Consider the following 16,307-nt stretch of genomic DNA (forward strand, 5'->3'; position numbering starts at 1 on the left):
AATGAAAATACCTTTTAAATAACTATTTTTGTACACGCTTTTATAGCGTTTGCTGCACGCCCCACGTCAGCTAATTGCCTGGTCAGTTTGGCCCGGAATCAGGTGGTCAACATCTCCATAACATACAGTCAGACGACCTTTTTTCAGGTTAGTTGGTCTTAGGTAAGCTAGATCTGTAAAAGACGCACCTATAAGCGAAAAACTAAGAAGGAAATAATTACGAGCATGCCATTTTGGTGACCTCGGTTCCAACGTAATGCGCATAATTGCTAACAACTCATCTATCGCCATCGCTCGTTTTGCTGTCTTTTCTGCTTTAACCGAAATGTCGAGGAAAGGATACTCCGCTCTTTCTATCAACTTGGCCTTTATGGCCTTGTTGTAAATTGCACGAAGCGTTCTGAAGTAGTTGCTTATCGTATTTTGTTTTACGGCATCTTTAATCAAGCGGGTTTTAAAACCGTTTAGTAATTTATAATCAATATCTCTGAATCGAAGCATTGGACTTTGTGCGTAAGTAAGGAGCCTGTTTGAAGCGGTACGATAGACAATTGCATTGCCAGTTTGATTGATCGATAGCATATCCGTTATTAACTGATCTGTAAAGATTTTAAAGGTAGTAGCCTTTTTACTTGATAATGGTTGATCAGTTGCCTCTAACCGCTGCTTCAGTAAAGCAAAAGAAAAATCGTTTTCATCAACTAGTTTGAACCCAATGTTTTGGACTCGGCTATAAAACTCACTAATGGCCTTGTTGAAAATTTGGGCGTTGGGGTTCTGATACCGTACTTGTAGTGAATTGACATCCCATTGGTCAGCTTGTATTCTAATGCCTGTGTTGAAGGTAGTGTTCTTTCTTTGATACGTTACTCGCACTACTACCGGATAAATTGAATCTGCTTTTAGTCTTTTGTCATTCAAAAGAAGCTTGAAGTAAACCATAATAATAGAAGTTTTATGGCTGACTGTCGTACTAACAGTGTACTAACAATGTGCTATCATGAAGAGAACTTCGAGAATGTTAATTACCAGAATAAATAACAAAAGCCCTTCAGATTATCTCTGAAGGGCTTTATAGTGTGGGAGCTACTGGGTTCGAACCAGTGACCCTCTGCTTGTAAGGCAGATGCTCTGAACCAGCTGAGCTAAGCTCCCTTTGTTTTGGGACTGCAAATATAGAGTTTACAATTAATTCATCAAAAAAATATTTCAAATTATTTGTAACTCGCATTAACTGAATTAAATAAAATTACCGCGCTGGATATTCCTTCTATAAAACTGCATTTTTGAAGTGCAGAAATTTATAGCTTACCTTTACAACTATATACCTAACAATGGCGCACGAACAAATATGCCTTGTAGAAGACGAGGACAAGGTTTCTTCGTTCATCAAAAAAGGATTACAGGAAAATGGCTACCACGTTGATGTTTTTGCCGATGCGGCACATGCGCTGGCTGCCCTGATGGAACAAAGCTACAACGTAGTAATAATGGACGTGATGCTACCAGGTATAAGCGGAATAGATTTATGCAAGCAACTGCGCAAACACCGCCCCTACCTGCCTGTACTGATGCTAAGCGCGCTGGACACTGTAGACGACCGCGTAAACGGGTTGCATGCCGGTGCAGACGATTACCTGGTGAAACCGTTTCATTTTAACGAGCTGCTTGCACGCATAGAAGCACTATTGCGCAGGAACCACCTCCCTGCTGAGGAGGACCATATCTTAAGTTTTCATGGCCTTAAACTAAACACCTGGGATAAAACTGCTGAACGCGACGGCAAGCAAATTGCACTTACCGCAAAGGAATACAACCTGCTGGAGCTGTTCCTCCAAAACCCCAATAAATTACTTTCCCGCGATTTCATTCTTGAAAGGGTCTGGGGGATTAATTTTGATACCGGCACCAACACGGTAGACGTGTACATGAACTATCTCCGTAATAAAATTCAAAAAGGGTTTGATCAAAAGCTTATTCACACCGTTATTGGTATGGGCTATATACTAAAAGCGTAGCGCAGAAATGAAGATTAAGAACCGCCTCTCGCTTTATTTCACGCTTATTAGCCTTGGCGCGCTGCTGGCCTGCCTTGTTGCGGTGTACATTGCGGTGCTTTCTTTTTCTACTGCCGATTTTTACAACCGGCTTACCGACCGTGTGGACCTTGCGGCAAAGCTTTACCTTAAAGCGGACGAACTGGCACCGAAAACTATAGAACTTGTACAGCACCAGTACCTGGCAAAGCTACCTGATGAAGTGCTGAGGGTTTACGACGATAACAACCTTACTGCTTTTAAGGCTCAGCACAACGTGTATTGGCGCAGTGAGGTTATTGAACAGGTTCGGCGTGAGAAATACATAGAATACGAAGATGGAAGGCGAAAGGTAGTAGGCAAATATTACCAGGATAACCAGGGAAACTTTGTGATACTGGCATCTGCTATCGATGATAATTCTCCGCGGCGAATGCGCAGGCTGGGCAATATATCAGTGCTCATGTTTACTATTTTTAGCGTTGTACTGTTTTTTGCCGGGCGGATGTTTGCACAGCGGGCGTTATCTCCGGTAAACAACGTCATCAACCAGGTGAGGCGCATAAGGGCTACCAACCTTCACCTGCGTGTAGAACAGGTAAAGAATCGCGATGAAATAGCAGAATTGATTGACAATGTGAATTTATTACTGGAGCACCTGGAGAACGCTTTTGAACTGCAGCAAACTTTTGTTGCTAACGCTTCCCACGAACTCCGCACACCGCTCACCAGCATAATGGGCGAGGTTGATGTTGCCCTTAGTAAGCCAAGAGATACTCAAGAGTACCTGAGGGTGCTAAGCTCTATTGCAGCAGATGGCCGTCAATTGCAGGAGACCATTACCAGCCTTATGCAGTTAGCACAGGTAGAAGCCCATTATACCCGCGCAGCACTATCACCAGTCAGGCTTGATGAGCTGGTATGGGAACTGGCAGACATATGGACCGATAAGAAAGGTGCGGGCAAATTAAAGGTAAACCTTGGCGTAATGCCTGAAGACGAGAATGCTTTAACAGTTGACGCTAACAAACAAATGCTCTTCATAGCTCTCAATAATATTGTAGATAACGCATTTAAATACTCCGGAGATAAACCCGTAACGCTAAATTTTACAGCGAATGGAGAAATACTCAGACTAGAGGTGTCTGATGAGGGTAATGGCATTGCACCTGAAGACGCAAACAACATCTTTAAGCCTTTTTACAGGGGAAATGCAGATCGTGCAATTAACGGCAGTGGTATTGGGTTATACATCACCAGCAAAATTGTTAGCCTGTTTAAAGGCACAATACAGTTAAAGCCAAACACTCCGTCAGGAAGTACTTTTACCATCAATTTTCTACGATCTTCTGCCGGTAAAGAATTCTAATCTGCTTTTAATCTGGTTCTAATTCGCTTCTAATACCGCTACTATAGTTTTGGTGCTGTAAATACTATTGCACTCATGACTAAGTTAATCCGCCTTTTATCGCTGCTATTGTTAATGGCAGCCGTAACCATCTCAAAGGCAAATGCTCAAACAGATACCCTCAGGCTTACTTTTAAAGACGCCGAGCAAATGTTTATGGCCAATAACCTGCAATTGCTCGCGCAAAAATACAATGTAGATGCCTCAAAAGCTTTAATACAGCAGGCCAGGCTGTGGGACAATCCTGTGTTGAGTACCGACCAGAACATTACCGATGCTACCCACAAGTTTTTTGACCACAGCGGCACAAACGGCCAGATACTGGTGCAGCTAAGCCAGGTAATAAAAACAGCCGGCAAGCGCGGCAAGCAAATACAAATCGCAACCGACGACGCCAAAATACAGCAGGCCCAGTTTGACGACCTTTTACGTAACCTGCACTACAACCTCCTATTGGACCTTGCCCAGATAGCAAGCCTGAACGATCAGCGAAAGGTGTACCAGTTAGAAATTGCATCAGCCACGCGTATAGTAGACGCTACCGACAAAGCCTACCAAGCAGGTAATAACTCCCTTAAAGATGTAGTACGTTTAAAAGCTTTATTGTTTGGCCTACGAAACGACCTGGTTGCAATAGACAGCCAATTGAATAGCCTGGAAAGCGAATTGAAAACCCTGCTGGTAGTAGATGCAGATAAATTTATACTACCCCAAATAACATATAATACCCCTGATGCGGTTTTGAACGCGGCCCTGCTTGCTGAGCAGGCCCGTACAAGCCGCGCCGATTACCTTGCAGATCGATATCTTCTTGAGCAGAACAACCATAACCTTGCATTGCAAAAAGCACTTGCCGTACCTGATGTTACTATAGGTGGAACTTACGACCAAAACAGCAGTTACGCCCGCAACTATGTCGGCCTCGAGATAAGCTTGCCATTGCCCTTCTTCAACCGCAATCAGGGAAATATCAAATCTGCAAGGCTAAATGTATTGGAGCAGGAAGCAACTGTAAAGAACAGCGAACTGCAATTAAAGAATGATGTGTACTCGGCGGTACAGCAGTACAACATTAGTAAAGAATTGCTGGGTAACCAGGAGACTGACTTCTATAACAAGTACGATCAAATCTACAGGGGCATGTTCAAGGCTTTTCAGCAGCGCCAAATCAGCCTGCAGGAATTTGTAGACTTTTTTGATTCCTATCGGGAAACCAAACTTAAAATACTTCAACAACAGCTTAACCTGCAGAAAGCCATTGCCGATGTTAATTACGCAGTAGGCTCAACAGTAATTAATCCGCTATAAACTCACTTACAAAAACTAACAAATGAAAAATAGCATCATATATATAATTGCTGCTGCCACACTGGGGCTTGCAGCCTGCCAGCACGAAAAAAGTGGCACTATGGAAACCAAGCAGGTATGCATTAGCGATTCACTTGCCAAGATGGTGAAGATAGACACTGCAAAAACCACACAAATGAAGGATGAGCTTTCCTTATCTGGCGAGGTGTCGTTTGACGAGAACAAGGTAGTTAAGGTATTTCCGTTTACCAGCGGGCAGGTGCTTGATGTAAAAGTATCATTGGGCGACAAGGTATCGCGCGGACAAGTGCTTGCTGTTATTCGCAGTGCTGATGTGGCGGGAAACTACACCGACCTGACCTCTACCCGGGCCGATCTTGCCATCAGCAAACGCCAGCTTGAACAAGCCGAGTACCTGTACAAAAACGGCATATCAAGCGAACGCGATTACACCGAAGCTAAAGAAAATTATAACAAAGCACTTGCATCTAACAGCAAAGTACGCGACCAGATAGCTATTAACGGCGGCGGTAACACCAACTCCAGCGGAACGCTTGTTATTAAAGCACCCGGCGACGGCTACATAGTAGAAAAGAATATTGCTGCAGGCAACTTTATCCGTCCCGATAATAACAACAGCTTATTTACCATCTCTGATATGAAAGATGTTTGGATCTGGGCCAATGTATTTGAAAGTGATATAGCGAAGGTAAAATTGGGCTACGATGCCAAAATAACTACCCTGGCGTATCCCGACAAAGCCTTTACAGGTAAGGTAGACCAGGTGGGATCGGTACTTGACCCGGACAGCAAAGTAATGAAAGTACGCATAGCGCTGAGCAACCCGGGCATGCTTTTAAAACCGGAAATGTTTACTAATGTGATAATCACCAATAAGGAAGCAAACAGTTCAGTTTCCATACCTGCATCATCAGTAATATTTGACAGCAGTAAAAACTTTGTAGTGGTGTATAACAGCAAATGCGACCTGCAGGTACGCGAAGTTAACGTGATAAAAACCGTTGACGACATTACCTATATAGCTGCAGGACTGAAGCCCGGTGATAAGGTGATATCAAAAAGCCAGCTCTTGCTTTATAATGCATTAACGGAAGACTAACTCCTGCAGCCCTCCATTGCTCACACAAACATCTCCTTAAAAAAGGATACGTGCTAAAGAACCTTCAAAATCATGGATAAGCTAATTAAAAACATAATATATTTCTCGCTCAGACACCGGGCAATGGTATTCTTCCTTACCGCTGTACTGGCCGCGCTTGGGGTATGGAGCTATCTCAACACTCCCATAGAAACCTTTCCGGATGTTACAAACACCCAAATAATTGTAATAGCGCAATGGCCCGGCCGAAGCGCAGAAGAAGTAGAAAAGATGATAACCGTCCCGATGGAAACGGTTTTAAACTCGGTACAAAAAAAGGTTAACCTGCGCACAACTTCATCATTTGGCCTTTCATACGTACGTATCATTTTTGATGATGATGTAGACGATTCTTTTGCACGTCAGCAGGTGTTAAGCCGTTTGCAAAACGTAGATCTGCCTGAAGGCGTTAAGCCCGAAATGGAACCGCCCTATGGCCCTACCGGCGAAATTTACCGCTATACGCTCAAAAGCCGGACAAAGACCCTGCATGAGCTTACCGCCATTCAGGACTGGGTGTTGGATCGTCAATTTAAATCTATTGACGGTGTTGCAGATGTTAACAGCTTTGGCGGCGAAGAAAAAACCTATGAAGTGAGTGTAAACCCATCCTTACTGCAAAAATACGGCCTCACGTCGCTGGATGTATTTAACGCCATTAACCGCAGCAATATAAACGTTGGTGGGGATGTGATTGAAAAGAATGATCAGGCTTTTGTAGTGCGCGGCATTGGCTTAATAAACAACATTAGCGAGATAGAAAACATCATCATAAAAAACGTTAATAACGTGCCCATCCTTGCAAAAAACATTGCTGATGTTAAAGAGAGCGGTTTACCAAGATTGGGGCAGGTTGGCCGAGACCGGAATAACGATGTTATAGAAGGCATTATTGTTATGAGGAAAGGTGAAAACCCGGCTGAAGTGTTAACCAGGATTCGCGAAAAAGTAGCCGAACTTAATAACAATGTGTTGCCGAAAGACGTGAAGATAGACACCTTTTACGACCGAACCAACCTTATAGATTTTTGTACCGAAACCGTTATACATAATTTACTGGAAGGTATAATATTGGTTACGGTTATTGTATTCCTGTTTATGGCCGACTGGCGCACGACGCTGACCGTTGCTATAATTATCCCCCTTGCGCTGCTTTTCGCCTTTATGTGTATGCGTATAAAGGGCATGACGGCCAATCTCCTTTCGATGGGAGCGGTTGACTTCGGGATTATCATAGATGGTGCAGTGGTAATGGTAGAGGGCATTTTTGTAGCGCTCGACCATCGGGCAAGGGAAGTAGGTATGCAAAAATTCAACGGCCTGGCAAAATTAGGCTTGTTTAAGAACGTGGGCGCCGAAATGGGCAAAGCTATATTCTTCTCCAAGTTAATTATAATCACGTGCCTGATCCCAATTTTTGCCTTTCAAAAGGTAGAAGGCAAGATGTTCTCGCCACTGGCCTATACCTTAGGGTTTGCTTTACTGGGGGCATTACTGTTCACGCTTACACTAGTACCTGCGCTTGCCAGCATTCTACTAAAAAAGAATGTACGTGAGAAGCATAACCCGGTGGTGCTGTTTTTTGAGAACGGCATTCGCAAAATGTTTGCCTTTACCTATCGCAATCAAAAGTTAAGCCTTATAGTAGCATTCAGCTTTATGGCAGTAACCTTCTTTTCGGCTAAATTTTTAGGTACAGAATTTCTTCCGCAGCTAAATGAAGGTGCGCTTTGGGTTACTGCTCAACTGCCAATGAGTACCTCATTGGAAAGCTCAGTAGCCGTTACAAACAAAATGCGCCAGGTTTTATCAACCTTTCCGGAAGTTAAGCAAACCCTCTCACAGGTAGGCCGTACAAACGACGGCACAGATCCTAAAGGCTTCTTTAATGTGCAGATACAGGTGGACCTTTTACCTAAAGATAAATGGAAACGAAAGATATCACAGGAGGAACTTATTGCCGAAATTGATAATAAACTGAGCCAGTTCCCTGGCATAATATTTAACTACTCGCAGCCTATTATAGACAACGTTGCAGAGGCTGTCGCCGGGGTGCCGGCATCAATGGCGGTTAAAATATTTGGACCGGACTTTACAGTGCTTGATCAAAAGGCAGACTCCGTGATGGCAACCCTCAAGAATATAAAAGGGGTTGAAGATTTGGGTATTTTAAAGAACCTTGGCCAGCCGGAATTCAGAATAGAGCTAGATCAGCGCAAGATGGCCTTGTACGGGGTTTCTACAGCGGACGCTAATGCCACCATAGAGATGGCAATTGGTGGCAAAGCAGCCACTCAGCTTTACGAAGGCGAACGTAAATTTGATATCCGGATACGTTACCAAAAACAGTATCGTGACACTCAGGACAAAATAGAAAACCTGATGGTACCAACACTTAACGGATCAAAAATTTCAATTAAAGAAATTGCCACTATTACCACGCAAACAGGGCCCGCGTTTATATACCGTGACAACAACACGCGCTATATAGCTGTAAAATTCTCTGTACGGGGCCGTGACCTTGGCAGCACCATTGCCGAAGCACAGCAGAAAGTGAATCAGCGTGTAAAATTAGGCAGGGGTTATTCTTTCACCTGGAACGGAGAGTTTGAAAACCAGATACGCGCATCAAATACCCTTGCACACGTGGTACCTATCTGCTTGCTCGTCATCTTCCTTATCCTGTACATAACCTTTGGCAATGCCAAGGATGCAGGTTTGGTGATCATGAACGTACCGTTTGCACTTATAGGTGGTATACTGGCATTGCATATCACCGGCATAAACTTTAGCATATCAGCAGGCATTGGCTTTATAGCGCTGTTTGGGGTTTGTATACAAAATGGCGTTATTCTAATTTCAGTGTTCCGCAAGAACCTGCAGGAAGGTATGCAGCTTGACGAAGCAGTGCTCAGCGGCGTAGTGTCACGCGTACGCCCTGTGGTTATGACAGCGTTAATGGCGGCAATCGGATTAATGCCTGCAGCTATATCTACGGGTATCGGTTCCGAAACGCAAAAGCCATTGGCAATAGTAGTAATAGGCGGGCTTATTACTTCCAGTGTACTTACGCTGCTTATTCTTCCTATAATTTATTCCGTAGTTTACAGGTTCCTTCATAAACGGGAGAACCGGAAACTACTTAAGAAAATAGGCGCTATAAACGCCTAGTTCTAGATAGTGTTAATGTGGGAGGGTGGCACAGCAATGTGCCGCCCTTTGTTATTAAGCTTTATTCACTAATGTATATTATTGCATGTTTGAGATGAGCTTATCCTTCTTTTTGCGTGCCCAATGTTGGTATTTCCAATAAGCAATCACTTTAGAGTCCGAAGTTAATTTCAGTCATCAACTTATAAAATACAGAACTTCATCAGTACTACCGGGCAACACAATGTCAGGCTGTTGCGTAAACCCTAGCTTCAGTAAAACATTTACAGATCTTGTGTTTCCAGGTGTAACAATTGCGCAAAGTGACGGAATCTTCAATACCGAAACAGCATGCCTATAAACAGCCAAAGTTATTTCATGCGCATAGCCTTGGCCATAAGCATCGGGCATTAAGGCATAACCAATGTCTGGTGTGGGTAAAGTGTCCCGTTTTATGATGCCGCACAAACCAATTGGGATAGAAGTTGCAGTAAGGCTCACCAGCCACAGGCCATACCCGTTTTCAAGATAACTTTTTACCGGGCCGTTGAGGATGTAGCGCTCAGCATCGCTGATAGAACGGACACCTTTGTCGCCAATATACTTGAGCCAGCCCGGCGAATTAAGCAGGGCTACAATAAAGGGAGCGTCTGATAAGGTAAGCTCACTTAAGGTTAAGCGTTCGGTTTGGAGGATAATAGCCACATTTACAAGGCTGTGCTAATCTACACTAACGGTTAAACCTTCCTGCTGGAGTATTTTACGATAGATCTCCATCTCGGTAAATGAGCCTTCGAGTACAGCACATTTACCATCGTTATGAACCTTCCAGGCTATCTTTTCGGCCTGAGGTTCAGAATAGTCAAGGTACTTCATCATGCAATGAATAACGTGGTCAAATGTATTATGGTCATCGTTCCACAAAATAAGGCGGTGCATCTCTTTCAGCCCGGCCAATACCTCTTCTAGCGTGAAGGTCTCTTCCTGTACTTCGGTTGGCATATCTACAGCAAATTTACTCAAAAAAGCGTAGTTGAAACAGATAAAATCCGCGTTAGCATCAAATTATTCAACATTATACCTGTATACCTGCCTGCCCACATTGCCTTCGCTGTCAATACCTTCAACTACCACACGGTATTTACCCCTGCTACCTGCATTAAAGTATTCAAAAGCGGTTTTCCCGTCAGCACTGGTTGTTACGTTAGGGTTCCAGTAAATGGTGGTGCGCAGATCTGCGAGTTGTTTGTTCTCTTTAGGTGCGTCATACCTGGGTGAGTAAAAGGTGCGCGCTTTGTAATATCCTTTAGGGTAAAAAGCCTTTATGCCCCGCCCGGTTATCGGCCCGGCGTAAGTCTCAGGCTCGTCGCCTCGCTTTGTAGTAATTACAATAACACCGTTTGCCGCTCTGCCTCCGTAGATACCGGCAGTACCGGCGTTTCGCAGCACTTCTATACCCGCTACATCATTTATATTGATGGTGTTGATGAAATCGCCTTGTACATACACCCCATCTAGTATCACCTGCATTGGACGATACCCACGCGTTGAATATGGGATGCCATTTCTGAATATTACGCCGAGCAGACGGCCCTGCAGGCAGTCTGCCAGGTATACACACCCGTAATTACGCATGTCATGTGCAAGCAACACCTGGTCGGCATTGCCCGGGCCATTAAGATTTGCGGAATGCTTAAGTGCCTGCTTCTTCTCCCGGATGACTACCTCCTGCAATGGGATAACATGGTTGCCAACATTATACTGCCGCTGTGCAACATACAATGCCTTTGCACTTTGGCTGTAAACTGTTAGCTCATTATGTATGTCTATCGAAAGGTCAGGAGCAATTTTACCTGTACTTTTCGAAAGAGGGGCTATCGAGTCCAGATGAATTACTACATCGCGCTTATTTTTCGCGTTGCGTGCCTGTACTATTAAGCGCAGGCTATCATCAAAAGCCAGGTTGGTGAATGAAAACCGTCCATTAGCATCGGTAAGCGTGTCTAGTGTGTAATCTATATTATCAATGTCTATTACCTCAACTTTACCTCCCGCAACAGGCTTCCCATCAGGACTGGTAATGGTACCAGATATTTGTAGCGCTTTCTCGAGGTTATAGGTATCCTGTTGCGAACTGCCGTTTATAACTTCCCTCCAGTCAAAACGGTGATAACCTTGCGTTAGCATCAGCAGGTCCAACTCGGTCTGAACTTTATTTGTTTGGCTATTGAAATAATATGCTGGTTGTTCCACATAGCCGCGAAGGTCTGATGTAAGTAAAAGGCTGGCCAAAATGTTATTTTCTGTGTTTTCGTTTACCGGTACTTTGCTCTCGTCAGTTACAGACACTGAAAAGTTGCCTGCTACAGGTTTGCCGTCGTTGGTAGCAATTACCCCTATTTTCACCTTTTGCCTTGGTGAATAGCTGTTACTTGCAGAAAATGTCAACGCCAACTTGTTATTGTTGATGAACACCAGCCTTTCGTTCAACGGCTCGCCGCCGGCAGTAAACAGTGTGAACCGCGCAATGCCGGACGGGAACTTCTCTTTGCTTATTGTGGTTGTGAATGCTGTACTACCCGGCTTACCTGTTGAAGAAAAATATATCCTGCCACTACTTTGCCCAACTAAGGTAAGCGAAGGGGCTGATGCACTATTGGTTATTGTGCGCGATGCCGAGATATTCACAGTTACATTAGGCCCATTATCAGTAACAGTCATTACGTAACCCCTATCCTGCACCTTGGAAAGCGGTACGGTCATTTGCGTACCATCACTCGTGGTTATCCTGGCCACGTAACTGCCCCCAGCTACGGGCGTAAGGTTAAACTTACCCATGCCCAGATGTGTACTGTTGAATGACGCGACCTGCTTGCCCTGTCCATCCACAACAACGCCATGCACATCTGCACCTAAGCCATTTGACCCCACGGCTTTAAACGCCACCTGGGATGGGAGACCATTTACCAGGTAACCGCTCTCCGGGAAAAACTGAATATCTGGTTTAATTGATTGCTTGTTATCTGAACCCGCAGCAACAGTTATGTTTCCTGAAGGACCTTTAGAAGCCATTCCACTCAGGATAGTAAATGCATGGTCGAAGAAGTACTCGTTGCCGGCATTGCGCATATAATTGGTATACGCCCGAATGTGATAGTTACCGCCTCGCAGAGTATCAGGCAGGGCAAAGTCACCGGCAGCAACACCGTTTGCAAGCTGCAACTTTATCGATTGCTTGGTAACATTACCAGCGTCCAGCAGGTCAACATTCACTACACCACTTAGGGTCGATAGTCTATGATCCGGTCCGGCAACTACGTAGGCCTTAAACCAGATATCGTCGCCGGCGGCGTAATAAGGTTTATCAAACTGGAGGTAAACTTTTTCTACAGGGTGAGCAGAAACCCACCTGTCCAATTGCTGGCGGATGCGGTCTATCGGGTCCTCAACAGAAACAAAACTGTATGTGATAAGCAGTGCCGCGAGTGCCGCAATGCATGCAAGAAAACGTCTGTAATTCATAATTGTATAAGCGTGCTGTATATAACGTTAAATACCTGCACTACTTATACATACAGCCCGGTTTAAAACTTGTTTTTCCACATCATGCTTTCCACGGGGCGTGTGGTAGGCTTGTTGTATTTGGCGTTACTTTTGGTGTTATAAAAGGTCTCTATCTCCCCTTCTACCACAAAGTAAATTAGCTGGCCTATTGGCATACCGGGGTATACTTTAACTGGCTGCGTACATGATATCTCCAGCGTCCACGTATTGCAGAAACCTACATCACCCTTACCGGCTGTAGCGTGAATATCAATACCAAGTCTTCCCGTGCTCGACTTACCTTCCAAAAAAGGTACATGGCCATGAGTTTCGGTATACTCTACTGTTACGCCCAAATAAAGGGTGTTTGGCTGAAGCACAAAACCTTCTTTCGGTATTTCAAAATTTATGATCTCATTGTGCAGTTTTGCATCTAACACGCGGTCTTTGTAGGTGGCAAGATGCTTGCCTAAATGCACATCGTAAGAGTTGGTGCCGAGGTGCTCGCGGTTAAAAGGTTCTATTATAATACTTCCCTTTTCTATTTCTTCGAGGATGCGCTTGTCTGACAGGATCATTATGGCTATTTATTGAGGGACTAAAAATAGCGCTAATTGCTGTTGCAGGCAATTTTTGTTCTGCACATTAGCTAATAAGTTTTCCTCAAAAATAGCCCGATCAGATGTCTCTGCAGGAGTTATCTTACAACGTTTTGCGTCTGCATTGCACTACCGTGTATCTGGAGTTTACGGCAGCTTTCGCTTAGCGCCACAGCTATAAGTATTACAGCAGCTATGTATATTTTTTTCATTGTGATGATATAAAGTGTTTGGTACGGATATGACGTATACTTACGATGATTTGTTACACCCGGAGCTGAACGGATAACGAAATATTATATTTGTTTGATACAAGTTTGTTTAGGTTTTTGCACTTTTACTTCATGGCTATTGCGTACCGGCACCAGGTAGATGATGATACTGAATTTGCTTTATGGCGGATAGAAGAAGGTGCCGACGAGCTATATAACCAGCTGCAGCTGGACGACCACGAAAAGGCCTTTACTAAACAGCTAAGCGCAAGCAAGCGCTACCTGCATTGGCTGGGCACCCGCGTACTGCTTCGCAAGATGTTGAAAACGGATGAATACATTGACTGCAAGGTAGACGCTCATGGTAAACCTTACCTGGTTACTTTACCCTACCATATATCATTAAGCCACTCTTTTGATTACGCTGCTGTAATGATCAGCAAAACAAGTCCGGTTGGAATTGACATTGAGCAAATAAAGCAGAAGGTAGAGCGGATTGCCAATAAATTTATGAACCAGGATGAACTTGCCGGCATTAACGAACGCACAAAAATACAACAGCTTTATGTAGCCTGGTGTGCTAAGGAGGCCGTTTACAAGTGTCACGGGCAGAAAGAAGTATCTTTTCTGGACAATATCACGTTAAAGCCGTTCTCTTTTGAAGGGCACGGCATTGTAGATGTAAGCCTTGCCAAGGCTGATATGCATATTGATTACGAGGTTAATTACCTGCAATACGATGATTATATGATTGGATACGTAAAGGGATGAGCAGGAAGAACAAACAAGTTGTTTTACAAGATTGGGGCCTTACCGACTATAAAGAAGCTTGGGAAAGGCAGGAAGCAATCTTCGGCGAAACCGTAAAGTTAAAGACTGAGATACGCAACCGGCAAGTACTGACAGGAGCAGGAGGAGAACCGGCCGAAGAGCCGCTTACGCCTAATTACCTTATTTTTGTAGAACACCCTCACGTGTATACGCTGGGCAAAAGCGGCAAGCCAGAACACCTGTTATTAGACGCAAATGGATTAAAGGAGAAAAACGCGGTATACTACCCTATTAACCGCGGTGGCGATATTACTTATCACGGCCCAGGCCAATTGGTGAGCTACCCGATACTCGACCTTGACAATTTCTTTACTGATATACACTTGTATTTACGCACGCTTGAAGAAGCCGTGATCCTCACCCTTGCAGATTACGGATTGCAGGCTGGACGCTATCCCGGCTATACTGGTGTATGGTTTGATGCAGATAACGAAAAGGCCCGAAAGATCTGCGCAATGGGGGTGCGCTGCAGCCGGTGGGTTACCATGCACGGTTTGGCGTTGAATGTTAATCCTGACCTAGATTACTTTAAGAACATTGTGCCTTGCGGAATTGACGACAAGAACGTGACGAGTATGCAGCAGGAACTAGGCCGGGAAGTAAACATAAAAGAAGTTCAGGAAATCCTTACCAGACATATTTCCGTATTGTTTGGTATGGAGATCATATGAAATCATTTACCTTATTGGCCCTGATAATTGCCATGACCGCGTGCGGAAAATCACCTTCACCGGTAATAAATACACAAGCTACAACTATGCCCGGAAAACAACCCTTAACCTACCTGGCACTCGGTGACAGCTACACCATTGGCGAAGCTGTCGATCTGAAGCAGAATTTTCCAAACCAACTTGCTACGCAACTAACGGCTGCAGGATATCCTACCGATGCGCCTGCCATTATTGCACGTACGGGCTGGACCACCGGTGAGCTTATTAGCGCTATTGAAGCAGGCGATACAAAGGGCAAAACATATGATATTGTAACCTTACTTATAGGCGTGAACAACCAGTACCGCGGCTGCAGCAAAGAAGATTACCGTAAAGAGTTTGTACAACTCTTACAAACCGCGATAGATTACGCTGGCGGTAACAAGGCACATGTTTTTGTATTATCCATTCCTGACTGGGGCGTGACACCTTTCGCAAACAGCCGCGACCGGCAGCAGATTGCGAAGGAAATAGATGAGTTTAATGCGATCAACGCTGCAGAAACCGTAAGTTCAGGGCTCAGTTACACAAACATCACTCTTATATCTAAGAAAGCATCTGCAGATACTAACCTTACCGCCAATGACGGATTGCATCCCTCTGCAGTAATGTACAGCCTGTGGGTAGAGCAGCTACTACCCGCTGTTAAAAGCCAGCTGCAATAATATGAACAGGGTATTGCTGTGTTTAATCCTGGCATTTACCACGGCAGCTGTTAAAGCTCAGCAACTTGTAGCCGTAACCGACTCCCTTAGCTATTTGGCGATGGGCGACTCGTATACCGTTGGTCGGCTAATGCCACTTGCACAAACGTTCCCGTTCCTGTTAGCAGCTAAATTAAACAGCAAGGGAATCAAAACTTCAAGGCCTGTTATAGTAGCTCAAAATGGTTGGCGCACGGATGAACTTTTGAAAGCTATTAAAGATACAAGCATAAAACACACCTATGATTTTGTCACCCTATTAATAGGCGTTAACAACCATTACCAGAGAAAGCCAATTGAAGTTTATCGTACAGAGTTTAAACAACTTTTAGATTCCGCCATTGCCTACGCCAAAGGAAATGCAATACATGTTATTGTTCTCTCTATCCCTGATTGGGGCGCCACCCCGTTTGCAACCGGTCGTAATCCACCTAAAATTGCGGCTGAGATTGACGCCTATAACGACATAAATAAAGAACTCACCAAAATAGCCGGTGCCAATTACATTAACATTACCAGCCTTACACGAGATGTCGCCGACAGTCCGGATATCTACGCGCCGGATAAGCTGCACTATTCCGGAAAAATGTATGGCTGGTGGGCAGACAAAGCTGCTGCCATAGTTAAAAAGATGATTAATTGACAGC

The 16,307-nt window shown here is 44.4% G+C and carries 14 protein-coding genes and 1 tRNA gene; 9 read left to right on the top strand and 6 right to left on the bottom strand.

The genetic code is table 11. From position 1 onward, the window contains the following. Window positions 1-66: 66 nt before the first annotated feature. Window positions 67-942 carry a phage integrase SAM-like domain and Arm DNA-binding domain-containing protein gene (locus DYU05_RS19520; RefSeq protein WP_117384845.1) on the bottom strand — a complete coding sequence of 292 codons (876 nt, stop codon included), beginning with the start codon at window positions 940-942 and terminating at the stop codon, window positions 67-69. Window positions 943-1,080: 138 nt separating this feature from the next. Then, a tRNA-Val gene (locus DYU05_RS19525) sits at window positions 1,081-1,155 on the bottom strand. A gap of 179 nt (window positions 1,156-1,334) precedes the next feature. Between DYU05_RS19525 and DYU05_RS19530 the strand changes: the two genes are divergently transcribed. From DYU05_RS19530 to DYU05_RS19550, 5 genes are all read left to right on the top strand, one after another. Next, a complete protein-coding gene (locus DYU05_RS19530; RefSeq protein WP_117384846.1) occupies window positions 1,335-2,018 on the top strand; it encodes a response regulator in 684 nt (227 codons plus the stop codon). Window positions 2,019-2,025: 7 nt separating this feature from the next. Further along, complete coding sequence (locus DYU05_RS19535; protein ID WP_117384847.1) at window positions 2,026-3,405, top strand: sensor histidine kinase; 1,380 nt, start codon at window positions 2,026-2,028, stop codon at window positions 3,403-3,405. Between the two features lie 75 nt (window positions 3,406-3,480). Beyond that, entirely contained in the window at window positions 3,481-4,752 is a 1,272-nt protein-coding gene (locus DYU05_RS19540) for a TolC family protein (RefSeq protein WP_117384848.1), read from the top strand. A 22-nt stretch (window positions 4,753-4,774) separates the two neighbouring features. Next, window positions 4,775-5,872 (top strand): efflux RND transporter periplasmic adaptor subunit, encoded by a 1,098-nt coding sequence (locus tag DYU05_RS19545; protein WP_117384849.1) that lies wholly within the window; start codon window positions 4,775-4,777, stop codon window positions 5,870-5,872. Window positions 5,873-5,944: 72 nt separating this feature from the next. Continuing rightward, on the top strand, window positions 5,945-9,082 hold the full coding sequence (locus DYU05_RS19550) for an efflux RND transporter permease subunit (protein ID WP_117384850.1): 3,138 nt from the start codon (window positions 5,945-5,947) through the stop codon (window positions 9,080-9,082). A 177-nt stretch (window positions 9,083-9,259) separates the two neighbouring features. Here DYU05_RS19550 and DYU05_RS19555 read toward each other — a convergent pair whose 3' ends face one another. The 4 genes from DYU05_RS19555 to dcd form a co-directional block, all read right to left on the bottom strand. Then, on the bottom strand, window positions 9,260-9,766 hold the full coding sequence (locus tag DYU05_RS19555; RefSeq protein ID WP_117384851.1) for a GNAT family N-acetyltransferase: 507 nt from the start codon (window positions 9,764-9,766) through the stop codon (window positions 9,260-9,262). Window positions 9,767-9,781: 15 nt separating this feature from the next. Next, on the bottom strand, window positions 9,782-10,063 hold the full coding sequence (locus DYU05_RS19560; RefSeq protein ID WP_117384852.1) for an ATP-dependent Clp protease adaptor ClpS: 282 nt from the start codon (window positions 10,061-10,063) through the stop codon (window positions 9,782-9,784). Between the two features lie 63 nt (window positions 10,064-10,126). Next, entirely contained in the window at window positions 10,127-12,583 is a 2,457-nt protein-coding gene (locus DYU05_RS19565) for a carboxypeptidase regulatory-like domain-containing protein (RefSeq protein ID WP_117384853.1), read from the bottom strand. Between the two features lie 62 nt (window positions 12,584-12,645). Beyond that, a complete protein-coding gene (gene dcd / locus DYU05_RS19570; protein WP_117384854.1) occupies window positions 12,646-13,182 on the bottom strand; it encodes a dCTP deaminase in 537 nt (178 codons plus the stop codon). A gap of 365 nt (window positions 13,183-13,547) precedes the next feature. Between dcd and DYU05_RS19575 the strand changes: the two genes are divergently transcribed. The 4 genes from DYU05_RS19575 to DYU05_RS19590 are packed head-to-tail and all read left to right on the top strand — an operon-like array spanning window position 13,548 to window position 16,303. Then, window positions 13,548-14,186, top strand: a complete 639-nt coding sequence (locus DYU05_RS19575; protein WP_117384855.1) for a 4'-phosphopantetheinyl transferase family protein — start codon at window positions 13,548-13,550, stop codon at window positions 14,184-14,186. Further along, window positions 14,183-14,917 carry a lipoyl(octanoyl) transferase LipB gene (gene lipB / locus DYU05_RS19580; protein ID WP_117384856.1) on the top strand — a complete coding sequence of 245 codons (735 nt, stop codon included), beginning with the start codon at window positions 14,183-14,185 and terminating at the stop codon, window positions 14,915-14,917. Before DYU05_RS19575 ends, lipB begins: the two co-directional genes overlap by 4 nt. Continuing rightward, a complete protein-coding gene (locus DYU05_RS19585) occupies window positions 14,914-15,621 on the top strand; it encodes an SGNH/GDSL hydrolase family protein (protein ID WP_117384857.1) in 708 nt (235 codons plus the stop codon). Before lipB ends, DYU05_RS19585 begins: the two co-directional genes overlap by 4 nt. 1 nt (window position 15,622) lies before the next feature. Next, the gene (locus DYU05_RS19590) at window positions 15,623-16,303 is read left to right on the top strand and encodes an SGNH/GDSL hydrolase family protein (protein WP_117384858.1); all 681 of its coding nucleotides are present in this window, start codon (window positions 15,623-15,625) and stop codon (window positions 16,301-16,303) included. Window positions 16,304-16,307 lie beyond the last annotated feature (4 nt).

The organism is Mucilaginibacter terrenus (genome assembly GCF_003432065.1).
GTDB lineage: Bacteria > Bacteroidota > Bacteroidia > Sphingobacteriales > Sphingobacteriaceae > Mucilaginibacter > Mucilaginibacter terrenus.

What these genes read in the sequence shown, in the direction of transcription:
- DYU05_RS19585 (WP_117384857.1), top strand. Translation starts at nt 14,914, where the DNA reads ATGAAATCATTTACCTTATTGGCCCTGATAATTGCCATGACCGCGTGC.
- DYU05_RS19560 (WP_117384852.1), bottom strand. Translation starts at nt 10,063, where the DNA reads ATGCCAACCGAAGTACAGGAAGAGACCTTCACGCTAGAAGAGGTATTG.
- DYU05_RS19575 (WP_117384855.1), top strand. Translation starts at nt 13,548, where the DNA reads ATGGCTATTGCGTACCGGCACCAGGTAGATGATGATACTGAATTTGCT.
- DYU05_RS19565 (WP_117384853.1), bottom strand. Translation starts at nt 12,583, where the DNA reads ATGAATTACAGACGTTTTCTTGCATGCATTGCGGCACTCGCGGCACTG.
- dcd (WP_117384854.1), bottom strand. Translation starts at nt 13,182, where the DNA reads ATGATCCTGTCAGACAAGCGCATCCTCGAAGAAATAGAAAAGGGAAGT.
- DYU05_RS19530 (WP_117384846.1), top strand. Translation starts at nt 1,335, where the DNA reads ATGGCGCACGAACAAATATGCCTTGTAGAAGACGAGGACAAGGTTTCT.
- DYU05_RS19540 (WP_117384848.1), top strand. Translation starts at nt 3,481, where the DNA reads ATGACTAAGTTAATCCGCCTTTTATCGCTGCTATTGTTAATGGCAGCC.
- lipB (WP_117384856.1), top strand. Translation starts at nt 14,183, where the DNA reads ATGAGCAGGAAGAACAAACAAGTTGTTTTACAAGATTGGGGCCTTACC.
- DYU05_RS19550 (WP_117384850.1), top strand. Translation starts at nt 5,945, where the DNA reads ATGGATAAGCTAATTAAAAACATAATATATTTCTCGCTCAGACACCGG.
- DYU05_RS19535 (WP_117384847.1), top strand. Translation starts at nt 2,026, where the DNA reads ATGAAGATTAAGAACCGCCTCTCGCTTTATTTCACGCTTATTAGCCTT.
- DYU05_RS19520 (WP_117384845.1), bottom strand. Translation starts at nt 942, where the DNA reads ATGGTTTACTTCAAGCTTCTTTTGAATGACAAAAGACTAAAAGCAGAT.
- DYU05_RS19545 (WP_117384849.1), top strand. Translation starts at nt 4,775, where the DNA reads ATGAAAAATAGCATCATATATATAATTGCTGCTGCCACACTGGGGCTT.
- DYU05_RS19590 (WP_117384858.1), top strand. Translation starts at nt 15,623, where the DNA reads ATGAACAGGGTATTGCTGTGTTTAATCCTGGCATTTACCACGGCAGCT.